Annotated in this window: 16 protein-coding genes; 6 read left to right on the top strand and 10 right to left on the bottom strand. The window is 53.8% G+C overall.

Annotated features, from left to right (window positions below):
* Positions 1-6: 6 nt before the first annotated feature.
* The gene (locus tag LI336_RS02115; protein ID WP_368408343.1) at positions 7-672 is read right to left on the bottom strand and encodes a helix-turn-helix domain-containing protein; all 666 of its coding nucleotides are present in this window, start codon (positions 670-672) and stop codon (positions 7-9) included.
* Between the two features lie 188 nt (positions 673-860).
* Here LI336_RS02115 and LI336_RS02125 point away from each other — a divergent pair, with 188 nt between their 5' ends.
* Both LI336_RS02125 and LI336_RS02130 read left to right on the top strand, forming a co-directional pair.
* A complete protein-coding gene (locus LI336_RS02125) occupies positions 861-1439 on the top strand; it encodes a hypothetical protein (RefSeq protein ID WP_227130966.1) in 579 nt (192 codons plus the stop codon).
* Positions 1440-1537: 98 nt separating this feature from the next.
* Positions 1538-3580 (top strand): DUF262 domain-containing protein, encoded by a 2043-nt coding sequence (locus LI336_RS02130; RefSeq protein WP_227130967.1) that lies wholly within the window; start codon positions 1538-1540, stop codon positions 3578-3580.
* Positions 3581-3669: 89 nt separating this feature from the next.
* Here LI336_RS02130 and LI336_RS02135 read toward each other — a convergent pair whose 3' ends face one another.
* Positions 3670-4185 (bottom strand): hypothetical protein, encoded by a 516-nt coding sequence (locus LI336_RS02135; protein WP_227130968.1) that lies wholly within the window; start codon positions 4183-4185, stop codon positions 3670-3672.
* A gap of 102 nt (positions 4186-4287) precedes the next feature.
* On the opposite strand from LI336_RS02135, the gene LI336_RS02140 reads away from it, so the two are divergent.
* On the top strand, positions 4288-6948 hold the full coding sequence (locus tag LI336_RS02140) for a DUF1156 domain-containing protein (protein ID WP_227130969.1): 2661 nt from the start codon (positions 4288-4290) through the stop codon (positions 6946-6948).
* Here the strand turns inward: LI336_RS02140 and LI336_RS02145 are convergent.
* The 6 genes from LI336_RS02145 to LI336_RS02170 form a co-directional block, all read right to left on the bottom strand.
* On the bottom strand, positions 6942-7664 hold the full coding sequence (locus LI336_RS02145) for a hypothetical protein (protein ID WP_227130970.1): 723 nt from the start codon (positions 7662-7664) through the stop codon (positions 6942-6944). The two genes, LI336_RS02140 and LI336_RS02145, sit on opposite strands and share 7 nt — an antisense overlap.
* A gap of 111 nt (positions 7665-7775) precedes the next feature.
* Complete coding sequence (locus tag LI336_RS02150) at positions 7776-9461, bottom strand: hypothetical protein (RefSeq protein ID WP_227130971.1); 1686 nt, start codon at positions 9459-9461, stop codon at positions 7776-7778.
* Positions 9462-9472: 11 nt separating this feature from the next.
* Positions 9473-10504, bottom strand: a complete 1032-nt coding sequence (locus LI336_RS02155) for a nucleoid-associated protein (RefSeq protein WP_227130972.1) — start codon at positions 10502-10504, stop codon at positions 9473-9475.
* A 120-nt stretch (positions 10505-10624) separates the two neighbouring features.
* The gene (locus tag LI336_RS02160) at positions 10625-11287 is read right to left on the bottom strand and encodes a hypothetical protein (RefSeq protein ID WP_227130973.1); all 663 of its coding nucleotides are present in this window, start codon (positions 11285-11287) and stop codon (positions 10625-10627) included.
* A gap of 4 nt (positions 11288-11291) precedes the next feature.
* Entirely contained in the window at positions 11292-11663 is a 372-nt protein-coding gene (locus LI336_RS02165) for a hypothetical protein (RefSeq protein ID WP_227130974.1), read from the bottom strand.
* 138 nt (positions 11664-11801) lie between these two features.
* On the bottom strand, positions 11802-12227 hold the full coding sequence (locus LI336_RS02170) for a hypothetical protein (RefSeq protein ID WP_227130975.1): 426 nt from the start codon (positions 12225-12227) through the stop codon (positions 11802-11804).
* 134 nt (positions 12228-12361) lie between these two features.
* On the opposite strand from LI336_RS02170, the gene LI336_RS02175 reads away from it, so the two are divergent.
* Both LI336_RS02175 and LI336_RS02180 read left to right on the top strand, forming a co-directional pair.
* On the top strand, positions 12362-14122 hold the full coding sequence (locus tag LI336_RS02175) for a DEAD/DEAH box helicase (protein WP_227130976.1): 1761 nt from the start codon (positions 12362-12364) through the stop codon (positions 14120-14122).
* On the top strand, positions 14115-15275 hold the full coding sequence (locus LI336_RS02180) for a hypothetical protein (protein WP_227130977.1): 1161 nt from the start codon (positions 14115-14117) through the stop codon (positions 15273-15275). The genes LI336_RS02175 and LI336_RS02180 overlap by 8 nt, the downstream gene beginning before the upstream one ends.
* A 5-nt stretch (positions 15276-15280) precedes the next feature.
* Here LI336_RS02180 and LI336_RS02185 read toward each other — a convergent pair whose 3' ends face one another.
* A complete protein-coding gene (locus LI336_RS02185; protein ID WP_227130978.1) occupies positions 15281-15982 on the bottom strand; it encodes a hypothetical protein in 702 nt (233 codons plus the stop codon).
* A 635-nt stretch (positions 15983-16617) separates the two neighbouring features.
* Entirely contained in the window at positions 16618-17205 is a 588-nt protein-coding gene (locus LI336_RS02190) for a hypothetical protein (RefSeq protein WP_227130979.1), read from the bottom strand.
* Between the two features lie 201 nt (positions 17206-17406).
* On the opposite strand from LI336_RS02190, the gene LI336_RS02195 reads away from it, so the two are divergent.
* Positions 17407-17931: a hypothetical protein gene (locus tag LI336_RS02195; RefSeq protein WP_227130980.1), complete on the top strand. Its 525-nt coding sequence runs from the start codon at positions 17407-17409 to the stop codon at positions 17929-17931.
* Positions 17932-17959 lie beyond the last annotated feature (28 nt).

Raw genomic sequence — 17959 nt, forward strand, 5'->3', positions numbered from 1 at the left:
GCTCCGTTAGTCCGCGCTCATCGCGCTGTGGTGCGACGCGTCGATGTCCCTGTCGTACTCGTCGGCGATGATCTCCAAGGCGGGCTCGTATGACGGGCGGTTCTCCATCATCTGGTCGACGGCGTCGTCCAACTGAATCACGGGATTGCCGTCGACCCATTCGGCGTCGATGCCGTCGGTCTTCGGAAACAACACGTAGTGGACGTTCCCGTCGACATCGCTGGCGTCTGGGCGCTCGTTGATCGTCGTGTCGACGCCGAACTGCTGGAAGAACGCGATCCAGCGTTCGACGTCACGGTCGTGGACTTCGATGAACACCGGGTAGTCGTCGTGACCCCGGGCGATCTGGTAGCCCCCGTGCGTCCAGACGTACGCAGCGTCGATCTCCGTGTACGCGAACTCCATGCCGGCGAAGTGCGGGATGACGTACGCGTCCTCCTGGGAGATGGCGTCGCGGCTGTACAACGCAGCCATCATCTCGGCGTACTGCTGGCGCATCTCGTGGTCGACGATCTGGATTCCACTATCGGTGGTAGCGATAACTTCAGTATCTTCTAACCGCTCGATCCAGTCGTACACCCACGAGTACGAGACCCCGATTTTGTTCGCAACGCGATTGATAGAATCACCACGCTGCACTGCCAAGACGATCTTCGCAGCCGTGGCGTCCATTAATTCGATCATTGTTGGTATTGCCTCCTAGTCCGCGCCGGCAGTCTAGCTTCTAGCTATCGCTAAGGAGATAGCAGTACATAGAACTTCCGCCTAGATCGGCTAGATGCAGGAGATGCATAGAATATCGGAAAGAGTTGTTCTTGGCGGAGAAAGACTGTTACTAGTGTTCTTCGAGAGTATAGGCAATGACTCAAGAGATCGCGACCGTCGTCGCATCCATGCTCCAGAGCGACGATCTGTTTTCAGTAGACGATAGCGGAGTATGGCTTCCAGATTTGGATAGCTATTCGTTTTCGATGCAGGAACACATCGCACGAGCGTTGGAGCTTCATGGATACTCGGCTTCGACGTCGACGCGAAGTCATGCCGGACTCCGTATAGACGTGGCCGAGGCGCAGTCGATCGACAGTCGTCAACTCAAAGCGATTCACACGGACGCCTACGGGTACACAGGGAGGGTGGCCGGACTTGATGCCCAGGGTCAGACCTTCGTCGATCATATCACCGAGCCGGGGAGCGTGTTACAAATTCCAGATCTGGGTTGGGTAAACGGGAGCGAACGCGTTGTTGTTGGGGAATACAGTGGTCTGTATCTCGCCGAAGTACACACGGATAGCGCAGAGACGTACGGTAACGACGATACGTTCCAAGTGGAGGTCGGGCACGACAGAGAACAAGAGATGACTCTTCACGAGATGGGGAATCAAGGTCGAGTGATTGTCTACAAGGGGGAGTGGAATGGGTATCCCCAGGAACGGTTCTAAGACCTCACTAGATTGCAGAACAACAGATAGCGTTCGCCACCTATTTTGCCTTCATGTGCTACCAAACGTTAAGTTGCGGAAGAGGTTTTGTTGGTGACATGGACGCCACGAGTTCGGGGAAAAACATAGTCGAAGAACTCGGCAACACCGATTATACGTTTGATGAATTATTCGACGAGAATGTATTTCACGTTCCTCGGTATCAGCGGTTCTATTCTTGGGAGAGATCGGAATGGGCCGATCTTTGGAACGACCTGTCTAACATGGCTAAGAATGATCGGGAACACTACATGGGTACGGTCATCTGCAAGGAAGAGCCAACCCCGATCTTGACTGAAGAGGGTACCAATCAGTACCGGAATTATGCAATCGTCGATGGACAACAGCGATTCACAACCCTCATTATACTGACAAAGGCAATAGACTCGGTCTACACAACAATCAGCTCAGAAGAGGCACCGGAGGAGGAGAGTGGGAACCATACAGAGGAAAGCGTCGAATTGAGCAGGAAGAGGTTTTTGAGAGATTGGAAAATCAGGCTGGCTAATAGGGAGAGTCGGTGCAAGCTGCGACTCCAAGACGACGACAACGATACGCTTGAAGGCATTTTGGAAGAAGATATTGACGAGACGGCGACTGAGACCCCATCCCAGGACAGATTGATACAAGCCTATAGGTTCTATCGAGAGGAGTTGAAGGAACGGCAAGAGGAGCTTTCGCACGGACAGTTCATCAGCCACCTCGATGAGCTGCTTTCCGCTATCCGATCGCTCAATTTCATTGTGTACACCGTCGACAATTCCGAGCAAGCCACCCTGATATTCGAGTCGATAAACGACCGCGGGATCGGTCTGAGCAATCTGGATAAGACGAAGAGTTTTCTGATGCACAAGGTGTACCTCACTCAGGGAGAGAATCCTCATTCAGGAGTCAGCGTCAACGGTGTCCAAAAGCGGTTTGGACGCATTTATCGGTGGATGCAAGACATCCTCGAAACCGACCGTGTCTCCGATATTGGTGAGGATCAAATCCAGCGGTACCACTACATCTCGACTATCAACTCGACGGTGAACAGCAGCTATCTTCGTCAGGAGACGAACCGTCGGAACAAAACCCTCCGCTCGGGGGCGACAGTCTATCTGGGGGCATTGAAATGGCATTTCACCAATCTTCACGAGGAGAACGACCTCTCGATCTACGACTCGTACCCACGGGACTGCCCGGATGAAATTGACTCGTACACCAAGAGTCTCCGCGACTATTATTCGCATATGGAGACAATCGGATCGTACGGGCAGGACGGAGAGTACAATCCCGACATTGACTGGGAACTGCGGAAAATCTTCGCTCTCGACAGACTCGGGAACTTCTATCCAATTCTATTGGCGATTTGGGATGAGTACGATAGCGGCAGCATCTCGGAAGACGAACTCTACGAGATGCTTCAACTGATCGAGGTGGCGTCTTTCCGGATTTACACGACTGTCAGCCGTTCCGATACCGGTCGGAATCGCTTCTATTCCGTTGCTAACGATATTGGAACAGGGGATAAAGATGCCACGTGGATAATTGAGGAGTTGAAAGACTGCATTCGGTCGAAGGAAAACGACTTCGAGGGGACGCTCCGGAACCAGAACGCGTACAATTCGCTCCGGTACAAGGATCTTAGATACCTCCTGTATTCGTACGAACTCTATCGGAGGGATGAGGCAAAGGGTGGCGACGTGTCGAGTATCGAGAAGGCAGCAGACAACGCTGGAAACGAGTACACGCTCGACCACATCTGGCCGAACGATACTCAGAAACTCGAACTGAGCGAAGAGGAGGAAGAAGTCCACGAAGAGGTAAAGCACAGCCTCGGCAATCTCACGCTGACGACGGGGCCGCGAAATTCCGGCTGGAAGAACCTGCCGTACCCGAAGAAGCGGAGCCGGATGGACGATGACGAAGAGAACGATTCCGACTACTTGAACTCCGACTTCACGATAACCAGAGAGATTGCCCGAGAGAACAAGGAGTGGGGAGAAGATCAAATCGGGGAACAGTTAGACGACATCGTTGATTTTGCGAAGCGACGATGGAGTCTAGAAACCGCTGAAAGACAGCCACTGTCCGAAATCAGGCCCGCAACACCTGACTGAAGACTCGGGGATACCCAACACCGATGCCTCCGTATAGCGACCAGGAATTCGATTCTGTGTGAGCGGGTGGTAAGCTTCTCGTCTCGAACTTAGAGGTCGTAGGAACTCAACCGATACCCTGCTTTCGTCGACGGAGCGGGTTCCAGCGTGGCATACTGAATCTCGGCGACCGAGTCCGCGTCGAATCGAACGTTCGCCCTGAGGACGAGATAGTCGTCGTTCTCGTTGACTATCCCCATCACCTTCTGCTGGTCGCGTTCCAACTGGGCGTACTGTCCGGTCTTCACTTCGAGTGCGATCGTCCGCGAGACCTCGCGGTCGGAATCCGAGTAGAGGTTGCTGAGTCGAATCGTCAAGTCGGCCTGCCACTGGATGCGCTCGGTCGACCCGTCCTGGTGGACGTCCTCGTACGTTAAGTGCCGGCGATGACGAACCTGCGTGTAGATCGACGACAGGCTTACCGACTCGAAAGCGGGGAACAATACCTGCGGGCGCTCTTCGACGACCGAACGGAGGTGCGTCTTCGCAATTCCCTCACCCATCTCTCCCTTCCTGTTAGACGACAGGCTACTGAACCACTCCTCCGTGATTTCGACCTTGCTCATAGGGAGTCTTCTCGAAGATGGCTCTTCAGATTGTGGACGCGTCCCCACCAGCCGGGAGCGGAAAGCTATACAACCCTCCCGAGAACACGTAGGAGACAATCAATGTCTAAGGAAATCGGGCAGGGTGAGGGGAGAGAACGGAAGACGCTGCCAATTGAGCGTGGGTACCCGATTGAACAAGTTAACGAGATAGTTGACCGGGAAAATAGAGCCAAGCGTTACTATCGGCCCCTCTCGACGATGCATAAGTGGTGGGCTCGTAGACTCGGGAGCGTCTTTCGTACGATCTGCTTATATTCCCTTCTGGATGATTCAGATGCAATATCAATCGTTGATACAGGGAAAAACGGAACACTTGCTGATTTTGGTGCGGGTCGTGATGAAGTTGAAGAGATTTTAAACCAAGTTGACTTGTCTGACTCGACAAGTCTGTGGGAACTCTATCATAAGGACGTTCGTGTAGATGATAAGAAAGTCTTAGACCCGTTCATGGGTGGCGGCACATCACTCATGGAAGCATCGCGGTTCGGTGCCTCTGTCGTCGGTAACGACCTAAACCCAGTCGCTTGGTTTGTGACAAAGAAAGAACTGGAGGCAGGTAGCACTGATCTTGAAGATTTGAATTCTGCCTATGAGGAGGTTAAACAAGAAGTCCATGAGTCGATGGACTACTATTATAGCACTAGCTGCCCGGGGTGTGAAAAGTCAGCAGATGTGATGTATTATATGTGGGTGAACGAACTTGATTGTACATCATGCGGAGAAACCGTTTCTCTATTCAAAGACTACCGGGTTGCCAAGGGGAGATATGACAATAGTGATAAATATAATGTACTCTGTCCAGACTGTGAGTCCATATTCTTAGTAGATGAATGGCGAGATCCTTGTACATGTCCGGACTGCAAGTTTGAGTTTACCCCTGCCCAAGGGAACGTTGATGGAGCTGATTACTCTTGTGATGAATGCGGTCAGCGTTATGCGGTGATGGATGCAGTAAATGAACAAGACGGACTGAAACCTCGCATTTACGCGTTAGAGTACTATTGCGGTCACTGCGATGACCGTGGGTTGGATCGTAGCGAGGTGAAAGGCTATAAGCAAGCTGAAGAGATGGATATTGAGCGATATAAAGAAGCCTCGGACGAATGGGACGAAAGTCCTGAGCTTAAGTCATATGTTCCATCATCCGAGATACCACTGGGAATTAAAACAGATAGTGCGGCATTCGAGGAAAGTGTAGGTGGCGGGCATAATCTACTTCGATACGGGTACGAGAAGTGGTCTGACTTATTCAATGACCGTCAGCTTCTCTGTCTTTCGAAATTATTGGAGGCCATTGACGGTGTCGAAGATGAAAACGCTCGTGAGTATCTTCTCTTAGCGTTCTCTGATTCATTGATGTTCAATAACACTTTCACCATCTACAATCTCCAAGGTCACAAGATAGAGGGGATATTCAGAGGGAATTATTTCAAACCCTCTAAAGAATTCGTAGAGAACCACGCGTGGGGGACAAAATTCGGTAGAGGTACCTTCAAAAAATCGTGGGACAAAATCATTGCTGGTGTTGAATGGGCAAAGGAGCCTGTTGAGCGTCATATTGTAGATGGTTCTACAGAGAAAACAGAGCCGTTCAGTCAGCCGGTAGGTGAGAACTTTGAACTTCACCGCGGCGATGCTCGTGACCTTGACTTCGAAGATGAATTTGATGCGGTTTTAACCGACCCACCATACTACAACAACGTCATATATTCTGAATTATCTAACTTCTTTTATGTATGGCAACGGCAGCTATTACAATATGATGGCTTTGAGCAGGAATCCACGCCAAGAGCAGAGAGCATTGTAACTAATCCAGCAGAAGGGAAAACAGAAGAAGACTTTGAGGAGGAATTGCGCCAATCCTTCTCGGTAGTTCACGATGCCCTCAAACAGGATGGTGTTCTCGCGTTCACATACCATCACAGTAATGTGGAATCATGGGGCGAATTGCTTGAAGCACTATGTGACGTAGGGTTTGAGGTCACTGCCACATATCCAGTAACAGCGGACACAAACAGGGCGACGTATAAGCTCACAGAAGGAGACGCAGTATCGTTCGACATAATTATCGTGGCTCGTCCAGCCAAGACCCGTCAACAGATTTCGTGGAATAGACTTCGCCGGAATATCTATCGGACGGCTCAAAAGACACGGCAGCGTCTCGAAGAGAACCGTGACCTCTCACGTGGCGACATAGGTGTCGTTGAGATGGGGCGATGTTTCCACGAATACTCGAAGCATCATGGCGAAGTTGAACGCGCGGGCGAGACGATGACTGCCAAGGAGGTCGTTGACGAGATCTACGGTGTCATCCAGCATGGTAGCGACATCGGCGAGATCGACGTATTCCTTGACCTGCTGGAGACCCCTGACGCATCCTACGACGACCTCAACAAGCTCTGTCGCGGGACGAACGCTACGCCCGAGCGGATGGAAGATATGCGTCTCTATCGGATGGACGATGGCTTTAAACTCGGAACCTGGGACGACGAGAAGCGCACCGCCTACATCCAGTCACGCGTCGACGGCGACGAGGAACTCACCGACCTCGACAAAGCCCAATTCCTCCGCTACCGCTGGGAACACGGCAAGTCCGTCTCTGAATATCTCAGCGAGTGGGAGATCACCGACGACCTCCGCGAGCTGTGTGAAGGGCTGGCCGACGCCACCGGTGACGACACCTACAGGAATATTCTGGAATCCCGCCTGAGCGACTACTGACGAACGCTCACCTCTGGGATGACGTCATCCCAGACGAAATCCAACTCACCTTCTAATTTCTTGGTATCTGCCGAAGTGACGTCGACGCTCTGTTCAGTCCACTCGATCTCGTCGAAGACCTCTTTCTTCAGTTCCGGATTCGTCTCTACGACGGGACGAGAGAAATCTCCCTGATGAGACGTTTCAACCCGAATTGGCTCCGTTTCCCAGATCTCTCCTGTCTCTTCGATCTCATCGGATGGCTTCCGATCCCCGAACCGAATATCAGTATCACTTCCGTTTGGTGGGGCAGCCTCGGAATGTACGTAGAACAGGTCAAACTGGGCGGATTCTCCACGGTTCAAGTCAATCCTCGTTGGTGACTCCGACTCATTCCAAGTCGGAACCAAATCGATGACGTATCTCTCCTGGACAGTGACATCGTGGAACTCGTGCCCATCTGGGCCGAAGTCAGGCTCTTTCTCGGTCGTCTCACGAAGGCCAACGAGCCGAATCCGGGGTTTGCAATTAGAGGCGACCGACCGCCCTGTATTCGAGATTTCCACTCGGTATTGACCCCACGCCATCGACTCCTCTGGATGCGACTCTCCTTCCTTGAGAACACCCGATGTGAATTCAAGTTCGGGACGAGAAATGAACCGCCAAATTCCCTTCGCACCGAGAGTGGCGACGAGACCGCCGACAGCGCCAGAGAGTAACGTTGTTACGATGCTCATTTCCAGCTGTTCACAACAGCCTCTACGGTGGCAGATATAGTAGGCGGATTTCGAGTATGGGATCGCAGATGTTTGCTATGGTGGTCGATTGGTGGCGCCGGCAGACGGTTCTCAATTCACGATGGATTCAATAACTCCAGTGAGGGGGCCCTCCAGCCACGTCAGGTCTATGATGGCGTATGCGCAGAGACCGAGCATGACCGTGAACAGTACGTAGTAAATCCACAGGTCGATCTTGAACTGCCGCTTCATGTCTTCGCTGCCGTCGCCCTCTTTGATGCCGTTGAAGGTGTTCTCGTCAATTCGGTTTTCGTACATCGAATAATATTGTTCCCGACCGTCTTCCGTGGCCTGGAACTGTTGACTCAGACTATAAGCCGTTCGAAGTCCCAGGGCGATATACACGATTACAGGGATCAGAGAAGCAGTCAGGGCGGTTTGAATCGCTGTGATACTCGACAGCTGTGAGATTATCCCTGCCCAAGTGATTGCCACGTATGCGACCATTCGAAACAGGTCTCGATTCAGATTGTTTGCCAGCCCTCTCCGAATGTCAGAAAGCTCTCGATGCGTGTTGAAGACGTATTCCGTGACGTCCTGCTGGACTTCGACGAATTCCTCGATGCTGTCACGGATGTAGAACTCGAAGTTCGACCTGACGCTCTCTCCAATGTCACCGATCTCCGTGATCATCCCGGAGACAGTCGTCGAGTAGAGAGTGGCGATATTCCGGAAGACAGAGATTCGATCGGTCGTTCGCGAGCTGTATATCCAATTGAAAAGTTCGGTGAAGGTCTCAACAGTCTCCTGGTCAGCATCTGCTAATCCATCATCTACAGCACTTTCCTCGAGCGTCAGTCCCTCCTCCTCACTATTCAGAATGAGATCCGATTCTATGACTCGGCGACCGTTGATTCGAACTTGCCATCCGTCATCCGTTACTCGGCTAACGTTCGAGACGCCCAGAATCCCAGAAGCTAGTCGATAGGGACGTAAGAGGGAGCGAAGTTGGGCTGCGAACTCGGACTGGGAAGAGGAGTCAAGTTTCGTGTAATCTGGGGGGAGGTACTGGTCGTCAAAGTGGTCGATGGCGCATTCCCGGCGAATTCGCTGATGCTGGTCGCTGATGTACGAGTCCCGCTGGAAGAAGGACTCCAGATCGGGTTCGCCAAGACGCCCCGGGGGGAAGTACCCCACTTCGGGGCCTGAAACCGCCTGATCCAAATTCCGGATAATGAATAACCGCTTGCCCTCATCACAATAGAAGACAGCCTTTAGTTCCGCGAACGTGGCATCCTGAATGTCACTGATTAGGTCGGACTTCTCGAAGTAGTAGCTCGCGCAACAACTTTGGTCAAGTTGGCTCTGAACGTACTCGTCGATGTGCGATCCGTCGACCATGTATTGAAATTGGCAGTCGACGGAACTAGTCTCTACCAACGAACGGATACCTTCCTCGAGGTCAGCTCTGGAGGATACCGACCCATTCCGAAGCGATTGGATAGCAGCCTGAGCCTCATCTTGAGCAAATAACCGATCCGCATCTGCGCCATTGTCGGATACGTCGGTAATCGTTACGTCGCCCGAAGTTTCCCAGAGAACTTGATAGTCGAACGAATCGGCCTGATGCGCAAGTTCAAAAATCAGGTTACGACCATCAATAAACTCGCGTATATTCTCGACAGTATCGAAGACTGAGCCGACTGCCTCGGCGGAGATGTCGTCTTCGATTTTCAGACGACGGCCAACGACCTCGGTTGCCCAGTCATCCTGAAGTCGGTCGATAGACGATTCCAAGCCAGACAACATTAGCTGTCTAGTACTTCCGTGTCGAGTTCAGTTCCGCGTATTGTCACGGTTACCCCATCGTCGCTCTCTTCCTTTTCAACCATGTCCTCCGCAGTCGACGGGAAGCGGACGCGTATCTGTTTGTCGACCTCGTACTTCACTGTACTTGGCAGGTTCTCTGTATCAATGGCGAGAGAATCTGGATTGTCGACCCCGAGGCGATCTGCCAACTCATCCCGTGAAACTTCCCGACCGACGATGTCGCTCGCCACCTCGGTCACTTCATCGATTCCGACGATACCCGAGTCTGTGCGGTCTTTCAGGTCTCTAAAGCGTGAAGTATCAGCCCCGTCAGCACTCTGCCCTGTATGCTCCTTCTTTAATTCACTCACTACCTCGAACACGTTCTTCGCCTGCTCCAGAGAGCCCTCCTCTATATCACATTGGAGGAACTCGTGGAAATAGTCAGAGACAGAGCCGGACTGATAGAATTTGACATCGCCAGGAAGTCGATAGCCTTCCGACTGCACAATCGGATAGATGAGGCCCTTCTGCAGCTCTTTCGGTTCAGGGAATATGTCCTCCAAGTCCAGTTCTTCGATACCTCGATCGTCTGCCAGTTTCAGTCGTTGTTCCTCAACTAGATCCAGCTTGAGAATCGAGACAATCTGGTGTTCGTCATCGTCGAGAAGAGTCTCTCCAGAAATCGTGGCTTGGATGATAAACAAGACGCCATCGTTTGCTCGAGGGTGTATCTGTGAATTCAACTCTTCGGCTAGCGCCTTCGATGCTGCCTCAAAGTCGTCAGGAGAATCATCAAAATCGGTCGTTCTCGCCGTTTCTAGCCACTCTTCTGAATCCGTATCTGAAGTGACGAAGTCGCCACGCGTAACGTCAGCTATGTCGGTTTTCACCACGACCTGTTGGATGTACCGTTCGAAGAGTTCCAAGTCCTCGTCGACGTCCCCGCCAACGGATTCCTTCCATTGATTTGCATTGTCGAGATCAGGAGAGACAGGTGAATAGGTCATCGAATGTATCTCCGAATTCATGTTGAAAAGGGCAACTAACGCGATTGGTAATAGGTTTTCCCTTGGTTCCTTGTCGGGCACTCAGGAGCCCAAATGCCAAGCATCAGCTCGGAATGAACAAAATTTCAGGCCCCATGAGATCTAATTCTCAGTAGCCATCGTGAGTGCCTCAGAGACGCCCGCCTCAACTGTGTCCCGTTCAAGCGACTCAACCATCTCCATCTCCTGTCGTGTACGGTGACTCGGGTACGACTCCCGTTCTTCGTGTCGGCTGGGGAGTTTCCGGACGACGTCGTGGAAGTTCACGTCGACGACTTCCAGGATTTCAGGAGACTTCTCGGGCCTTGCTTCGATATTCCACCGCACTCCATCGGTAGTAATCCCGACCGTGGCTTCCCCCAAGTCGCTCTTCAGGTAGTCTTCCATCTGCTCTTTGCCGTATTCGAATTTGTTCGGAGTCTTCACCTCGCCGATGACGGCACAGTCCAGGCCACAGTCGAAGTTCTTGATCGCGAAGTCTGGACGTGTCTTGTCCCATTTCGGGTAGCCATACGGTTGTGCCCAGAACTCGTAGTCGAGGAGTTCCAGCGTCGGCCAGATGAGATACTGCTCGACGAACCGCTCTGGATGCTGTCCGAGCTTCTTCCCCTTCAGGTATTTCCCTTCTCTAGCGACATTAGAGAGATGAACCGGGACGTCACGGCGAGAGAACTCGTCGACGAAGTTCTCGTATACACGAAGGAACTGCTCCGCAAGCCCGGAGTGATCGGTGATGCTGGTCGAGGTAGTCTTTTCAGGGGTCATCGATTCAGAAGTCGTCCCTGTGCTTCTCGTGGAACTCTTCGATCGAACTGCAGTCGTGGTCGTCGCGACGCGTGATCCATCCGCCGAATCGGTATCGTCGCCAGCACTTCTCGCCATCGATGAAGACGGGATTATCGCCAACGTCTGGGTCGAGTCGTATCGCATTCGTCCCGTCTTCCTTCTCGACGATGGAATCTCGGTCGAGATATTCGTTCCCGTGTTTTGGGCGAGCAGCCTCCTCTGTCACTGCACGTTCGTCGCACGCTTCGCAGACGAGGTTCGCGTAGTTCGCTGCGAAGTTGGGGTCGTAGCTCTCGAACGGTTCGCCGCAGATGGCGCATACTTCCTGTGGTTCTTCCGGTGGATATTCGACCATACTCGAATCAGTAGATGCTGTAGCCGCAGTTCGGGCAGTCGTACCCGGTCGCTTGATTGTGCGTACTCACCTTCAGTTGCTTGCCGCACTCGGGACACCGAGTTTCGATGTTCTCGACCATGTAGACTTGTAAGCACCTCAGAGGCCGAGCCGCTGCTTGACCCAATTCTTCCACTCGAACTTGGTATCGTATATCTGGATCATCGTCAGCCGTTCCTCTTGTGGACTACCGTTCGGTGGATGATACTCCACGCGCGGCTTCCCTGCAGGATTGGAGTCGATCAGGTACTCCCCTCCTCGGCGTCCCTCGATCTCCAGAATCGGACGTCCACCACGACCGAACCCGATTGTCGTCACCTCGTAGGCAGCCTCGTAATCCATCGTCTCGCCAGCCCACTCGATCAGGTACCGTTCCGGTTCGCTCCGGTCGAGCTTCTCGATGGCATTCGAGACACCGTTCGACGTCGGCGCCGGCGACCCATACAACTCGAAGTCGTCCATCTCGACCGATCCGTCGAGATCGTCCTCGTCAGCCCCATCCTCTGGAGTGCTGTCCCCGGTCATGAAGTCAAATAAATGACCCACTGATAATATAATTTGGCAGTAACGAGAACGAGTCTACTCGTTCAACCCGCCGCAATGGACTGGCTTCGGCCAGGGGAAACACAGAAACACCTCCGATGAAATGATGGAAGCAGATGTCGAGAGAGAATCTCGTGGAGGTCGATTTCCGCCACGAGGACGAGGATACGTTACTGGCTGACGCTGGAGAGTCCTCTTCCCTTGTTGAGCATCTCCTTACCGTTCAGGCGAATCGACTCCAAGCTGGCCAGCCCGACTCCGAACTCCGTTCGCTCTCACACCTCGACGAGGAGAACGTCAAACTCCTCGAACACCAGGTTGACGCCGCACACCGCGCCCTCTTCGAGATGGACGGCAAGGCACTCCTCGCCGACGAGGTCGGTCTCGGGAAGACCATCGAAGTCGGGATGATTCTCAAGGAAATGCACTACCGCGGCACTGACGACGCGGTGCTAATTCTCACGCCGGCACAACTCGCACAGCAGTGGCAGGGAGAGATGCTGGAGAAGTTCGGTCTCGACTTCACTTGCAACTACGACGATGACTTCGCTGGCTTTGACGCCCACGATCACGTAATCGCCAGCATCGACACCGCCAAGAGCGACCGCCACCGCTCGACCGTCCTCGCCCGCGACTGGGACGTCCTCGTGCTGGACGAAGCTCATTACGTGAAGAACGAAGACACCGACCGGTACGAACTCTTAGAGAAGCTCTCCTACGACTACGCGTTCTTCCTCACCGCAACACCGATCCAGAACGACGTCACCGACCTCTACAACATCATCTCGCTGCTTCGACCGGGACTGTTCGGGACGCGTGAGGCGTTCCACAACTACTTCGTCAACAAGTCACAGGAGACGCTGGTCAACCGTAACGAACTCCAAAACCGTCTACGGAAGGTGATGATCCGCAACCGCCGTGACGAGACGGACATCGACTTCACGCCTCGCAATGTGACGACGCGTACCTTCGAACCCTCGCCGGCAGAAAAAGACCTCTACCAGTCCGTGACTGACTACGTTCGCACGGCCTACGGCGAAGATCAAGGCCAGAAGCTCGTTCTGATGACTCTTCAGAAGGAGGTAGTCAGTAGCCCCGAAGCACTCAAACAGACCGTGGAGCGGCAACTCGACGTTGAAGACGGGAAGGTCGTCGCTCACGCCGACCAGCTCAATCGAATTCTCGACTGCGTCGACGCGGTGAAGACACCGACGAAGTTGGAGAGCGTCCAGCGCATTACCAGTGAGGCACGGGAACGCGTGGACAAAGGACGAGTGATCGTGTTCACCCAGTTCCGGGCGACTCAACAGAAGCTGATTGAGACATTCGCTGATCAGGGCTACACAACTCATCCCTTCCACGGCGGGCACAGCAGCGACGAGAAGGAGGAAATCGTCGAACGGTTCGAGGAGGAGGGTGGGGTTCTCGTCTCGACAGACGCCATGAACGAGGGTCGGAATCTCCAGTTCTGCAATGTGATGGTCAACTACGATCTGCCCTGGAATCCGATGAAGGTCGAGCAACGCATCGGTCGTATCCATCGCATTGGGCAGGAACGAGAGGTCTACGTGTTCAATATCGCGCTGGAAGATACCATCGAGGAGTACGTCCTTGAGCGACTCTACCACAAGATCGACCTGTTCCAACAGTCGGTCGGCGAGCTGAGCGAGATTCTGACTCGACTGGAAGAGACGGGGCGCAACTTCGAGGACGAAGTGTTCGAACGGCTGGTCTCTGCAGATTCGGAGGTTGAACTGGAGAACGACTTCGACGCAATGGCGATCGACCTGCAGGAACAGCGCGACCTCGCCGACAAGCTCGAGGACTTCAACAAGGGCGTCTTCGAGGGATTCGACTTGGGGGACAGTGATGACTGACGCAGCCCTCCCAGTCACCGAGCGGGCAGTCGAGCGTTTTACTGAGGCGTACTTGCGGTCGCTGGGGGCCCAAATCGAAAAGCGGGGACGTCGGTGGACAGTCACGCTCCCCGGCGACGCTGACACCGCTCTGGAATTGGATGGCGACGTACTGGAGATTGTAAGCGATCCGGACGAGGTCGACGAGGGAGTTATCGCCATTTCACCGGAAGCGCCATTCGTAGAGCGAATGCTCGACGAATCGGCTGACAAAACACCCCTTGGGGTGCTCTCACTGACACAAGACCAGTTCGAGTTGCAACTGCCCCCGTGGATCACTGGTGGAACAGTCGAAGTCGTGGATCGATCGTTCACTCCATACTACGATAGACGTGCGCTCTGTGCGCTCTTCCACGTCGGCATCGAAACCGTCAGCGAGTACCAGACGGAGGAGCTGCACGCAGTAGCGGTCGACCTCAACGATCACGAGGAGCGCCCTCGACTCGCGGAGACGTACTTGGATCTGGCTGAAGACGACCAGCAAGACCCCTCTGAGGGAAGGCAATTCGATGAGCAGACGTTGAGTGACGCGATCGAGACTACCAACGAAGTTCTGGAACGCGAGATTGCACCGATGGTTCGAGACACACGGGAACGTGCGACGCGTGCTGCAGAGGTGGAGCTAGACGAGTATCGGCAGTTCGTACAGCAGCGCCGAGAAGAGATAGACGAAGAGATCAGTCGCCTAAACGATCGAATCGAAGACGAGACCGAAGCAATCGACGCCGCCACCGAACAGGCGGAACGTGTCGAAGCTCTCCGGAAGCGAAAGGAACTCCAGTCGGAACTGGATGACCGACGAGCCGAACTCGATGATCTCACGGAACAGATAGATAGGAATTTTCCAGAGAAACGGCGAGAAGTTCGGGAACGACATGACCTGACCGTCCGAATGCGACCGGTAGCAGCAACGTCGGTTTCGTACGAGCGAGGCGATCTCATCCTCGAACTCACCACGGGTGATGCGACTGTCGAGAAATCGTACTCGTATGCCATTGGAGCGGGAGTGATGGAAGAGCCGAGTTGTGATCGCTGCGGGCGGCAACTGACGGAGGAGAACCCGCTTGCTCTTGAGAGGAACCGCGTTATCGGTGACACCTGTTGTGGGAACTGAGGACGTCAGTCGCCCAGGTGGTACAGAATGGTATCTGGAGTAGTTCTGAGTATGCTTCCCGTGAGTGCGTCAACCGTCGATTGGGCTGAGGAAACGGCGAACGAACAGACGTCAGCCGGGGTTCTGTAGCCAATACCAGTCAACGTCTCTCGCAGTTCCGGGGTCAGTTCTGCCTTACCCACATCGACAGTTGGTAGACCAGCATCTCGTAGAGCGGTGAGAGCCGCCGGCGACCTCGAAAGAAGAACGCCACCATTCGTGAGAAACGAGAGTTCCTCCTGGAGGGCCATCAACAGTCTCTCACGCCGGTCAGGGTCGTTAATCGCGTTCCCCCACTGCAAGTCGGCATGGACTTTACCAGAGAAGCCCTCCACGCCGTTCTGATCAAGCAGTTCACCGACATCCTCGGGAAAAGCTGGTTCAGCCTGTCCACGGTAGAAGTCCCACAAGTTCGACTTCTGGACGGTCGATTCCGTTTCGTCCGTGAGCAGTCTGTAGAACGCCGCGGGAACGTAGAGTTCGCCAAGCCGAGGTTGTGTCGGCGTGCCCCCTAGTGTGGCCTGGGTCTGTGAAGAGAAGACGTTAGAGTCGGTCAATCGGTCGAGAGACCGACTTGCGACGAGAAGCGACGGATCGAGCAACACGTCGATAGGCGGTTCGAATTTTCGCTCCAACTCGTTTCGGAGCTGGTCGTTGCCGGCACTCATTTGAGTCTCGTTTTAGTACCAACCCTGTTAAACACCACTACCAGGAGATGGCACATCGGTCGTTACTCCTACTCATTTCGACCTGACTGAGAGGACAATCAAGGCCGAGTCTACTATCTACGGGTAATGGTTCTCAATGCGGAGGAGAGTGCGAAGGATGTCGAAGAGTAGAACTGCAGAATGCTCGAATGAGGCCGCTCCGTAGGGGTATTGGCCATGAGCGAGTAGGTTCAGAGGTTCATACCTTCCGCGTCCATGGACTGATGTTCAACACACACCCCGAGGTCATCATTGACTTCTCTTGCCTCGAAACCAAGGACTTCGCCCGGCTCAAGTCGATTCACTTCTGTCTCTCCAGACCAGTCGTCTACTTCGTGGAAAACCTGCCCCTACGTTGGATGCGACATCCCAGAGCAGCTGGTTTCGAAGCAGCTATTGTAGGTCGTCAACCGAACCGTCAAGCACGAACTGGCGAGAGTCGACTAGGAGTGGCGCTGTGATTAGGGTTCGTATGACTTCGAAGCAGACCCGGGCACATCGACGCAGCAGAGCTTTCAGCGAGCAAAGTGACCGTAGAGACTCTCCTCAGTGAGGGAATCGAACGAAAGCGTCCCTTGACGTGATTGGGCAGCCGGTCACTTGTAGTGGACGAGAACCGAATACCACGAGTCGGGCGCGAGCCACTCACGGGTCTCCTCAAACTCTCGGACTTCGAGTTCGTCAACTCCATCTCCCCACATTCCCTTGTACGCAGTTTCGATGGGAGTCTTCAACACCTCGGCAGCTTCTTCGGCTTCTGCTTCGGTCTCGAAATGTTTCAGCCATGCCGCACGGCTAGAACCGACAACTTGCGGAACGTGGACGTTAGCATCCGAGATACCCTTGATGGCAGCTGCCTTGTGGACGTCCATCCCGTCAGGCACGGAAGAGAACTCCAACTCACTGATCGGACGCACCATAACACCCCGCCCTCGGTCAGTAAACCAGATGTCGATGTCATAGTAGCCGCTGTTGAATTGTCGAATGACATCGTCCCTCAGAAGGTTGACGCCGTATTTGTCGAGGGAACCGACGAGAACGCCCTCTTCCCGTCGCTCCACTTCCATCGGCTCGTAGTCGTGCTCCTCAACCAGCGGCGTCCACTTTCGTTCGACCATCTCTTCGAGGCGGCGTTCGATACTATTCAGCCGGTCAGCGTCGACGGAGTCGCTTTCAGTTGACATCGCACTCTATGCTACGATGGAATACTTAAGAAGGCAGACACGGTAGCCTGCTCAGGCCAGAGTAACATTAGACGGCCTCTGAGTCGACTTTTTGACTGTTTTCTCATCTGAAGAGCTCGACAAGACGGCTGTGTGGGAGATGACTCACCCCTTGGACAACATCCTTATCACTTGAACTGCCTCGACGTGTGACTGGACTGAATGGACAACCGTAGTGAGAACCAGAGTAACTCTGAGTTCGCAACGACAACAACTGATGACGAAATCGAAGCCGAAACACTCCACGACGCAGCGCGTGAGAATAGCCATAGGCCTAGCGTTCGCGAATTACTCGCAGACACCCAACGCGGTCAGGATTGGCTCCATCGTGAGGCAGAGGCGATGGAATTCGACCCCTATGAGGTGTACCGTGCCCTCGAACGCGTGCAGGAGAACTACGACGCATTCGAGGGTGCAGAACGACGTCCGGTCGTCGGTCACGGTGAGAACTACGTTGCCTTTGGACTCAACGGGGCGGACTGGCACGCCCTCTTTGAGGTCATCAGACGGGGAATCGATGACGAGGAGAAGCGAGACTACATCGCACGCGTCGTAATAAAGGTCATGAGCGACATCACTGGAAGCGACTGGCGATCTCATAACTCGCTTCCGCTCCTCTTGCCGGCGGGTGAAGTCCGCGACGTTCTCGCCTACCACAAGGAAGTGTACGAAACTTCGCGGTCGTGAGACGGCTCTGTGTCGAATTGTTTTCCCT

Origin of the sequence: Halorubellus salinus (assembly GCF_020567525.1) — an archaeon.
Classification (GTDB): domain Archaea; phylum Halobacteriota; class Halobacteria; order Halobacteriales; family Natrialbaceae; genus Halorubellus; species Halorubellus salinus.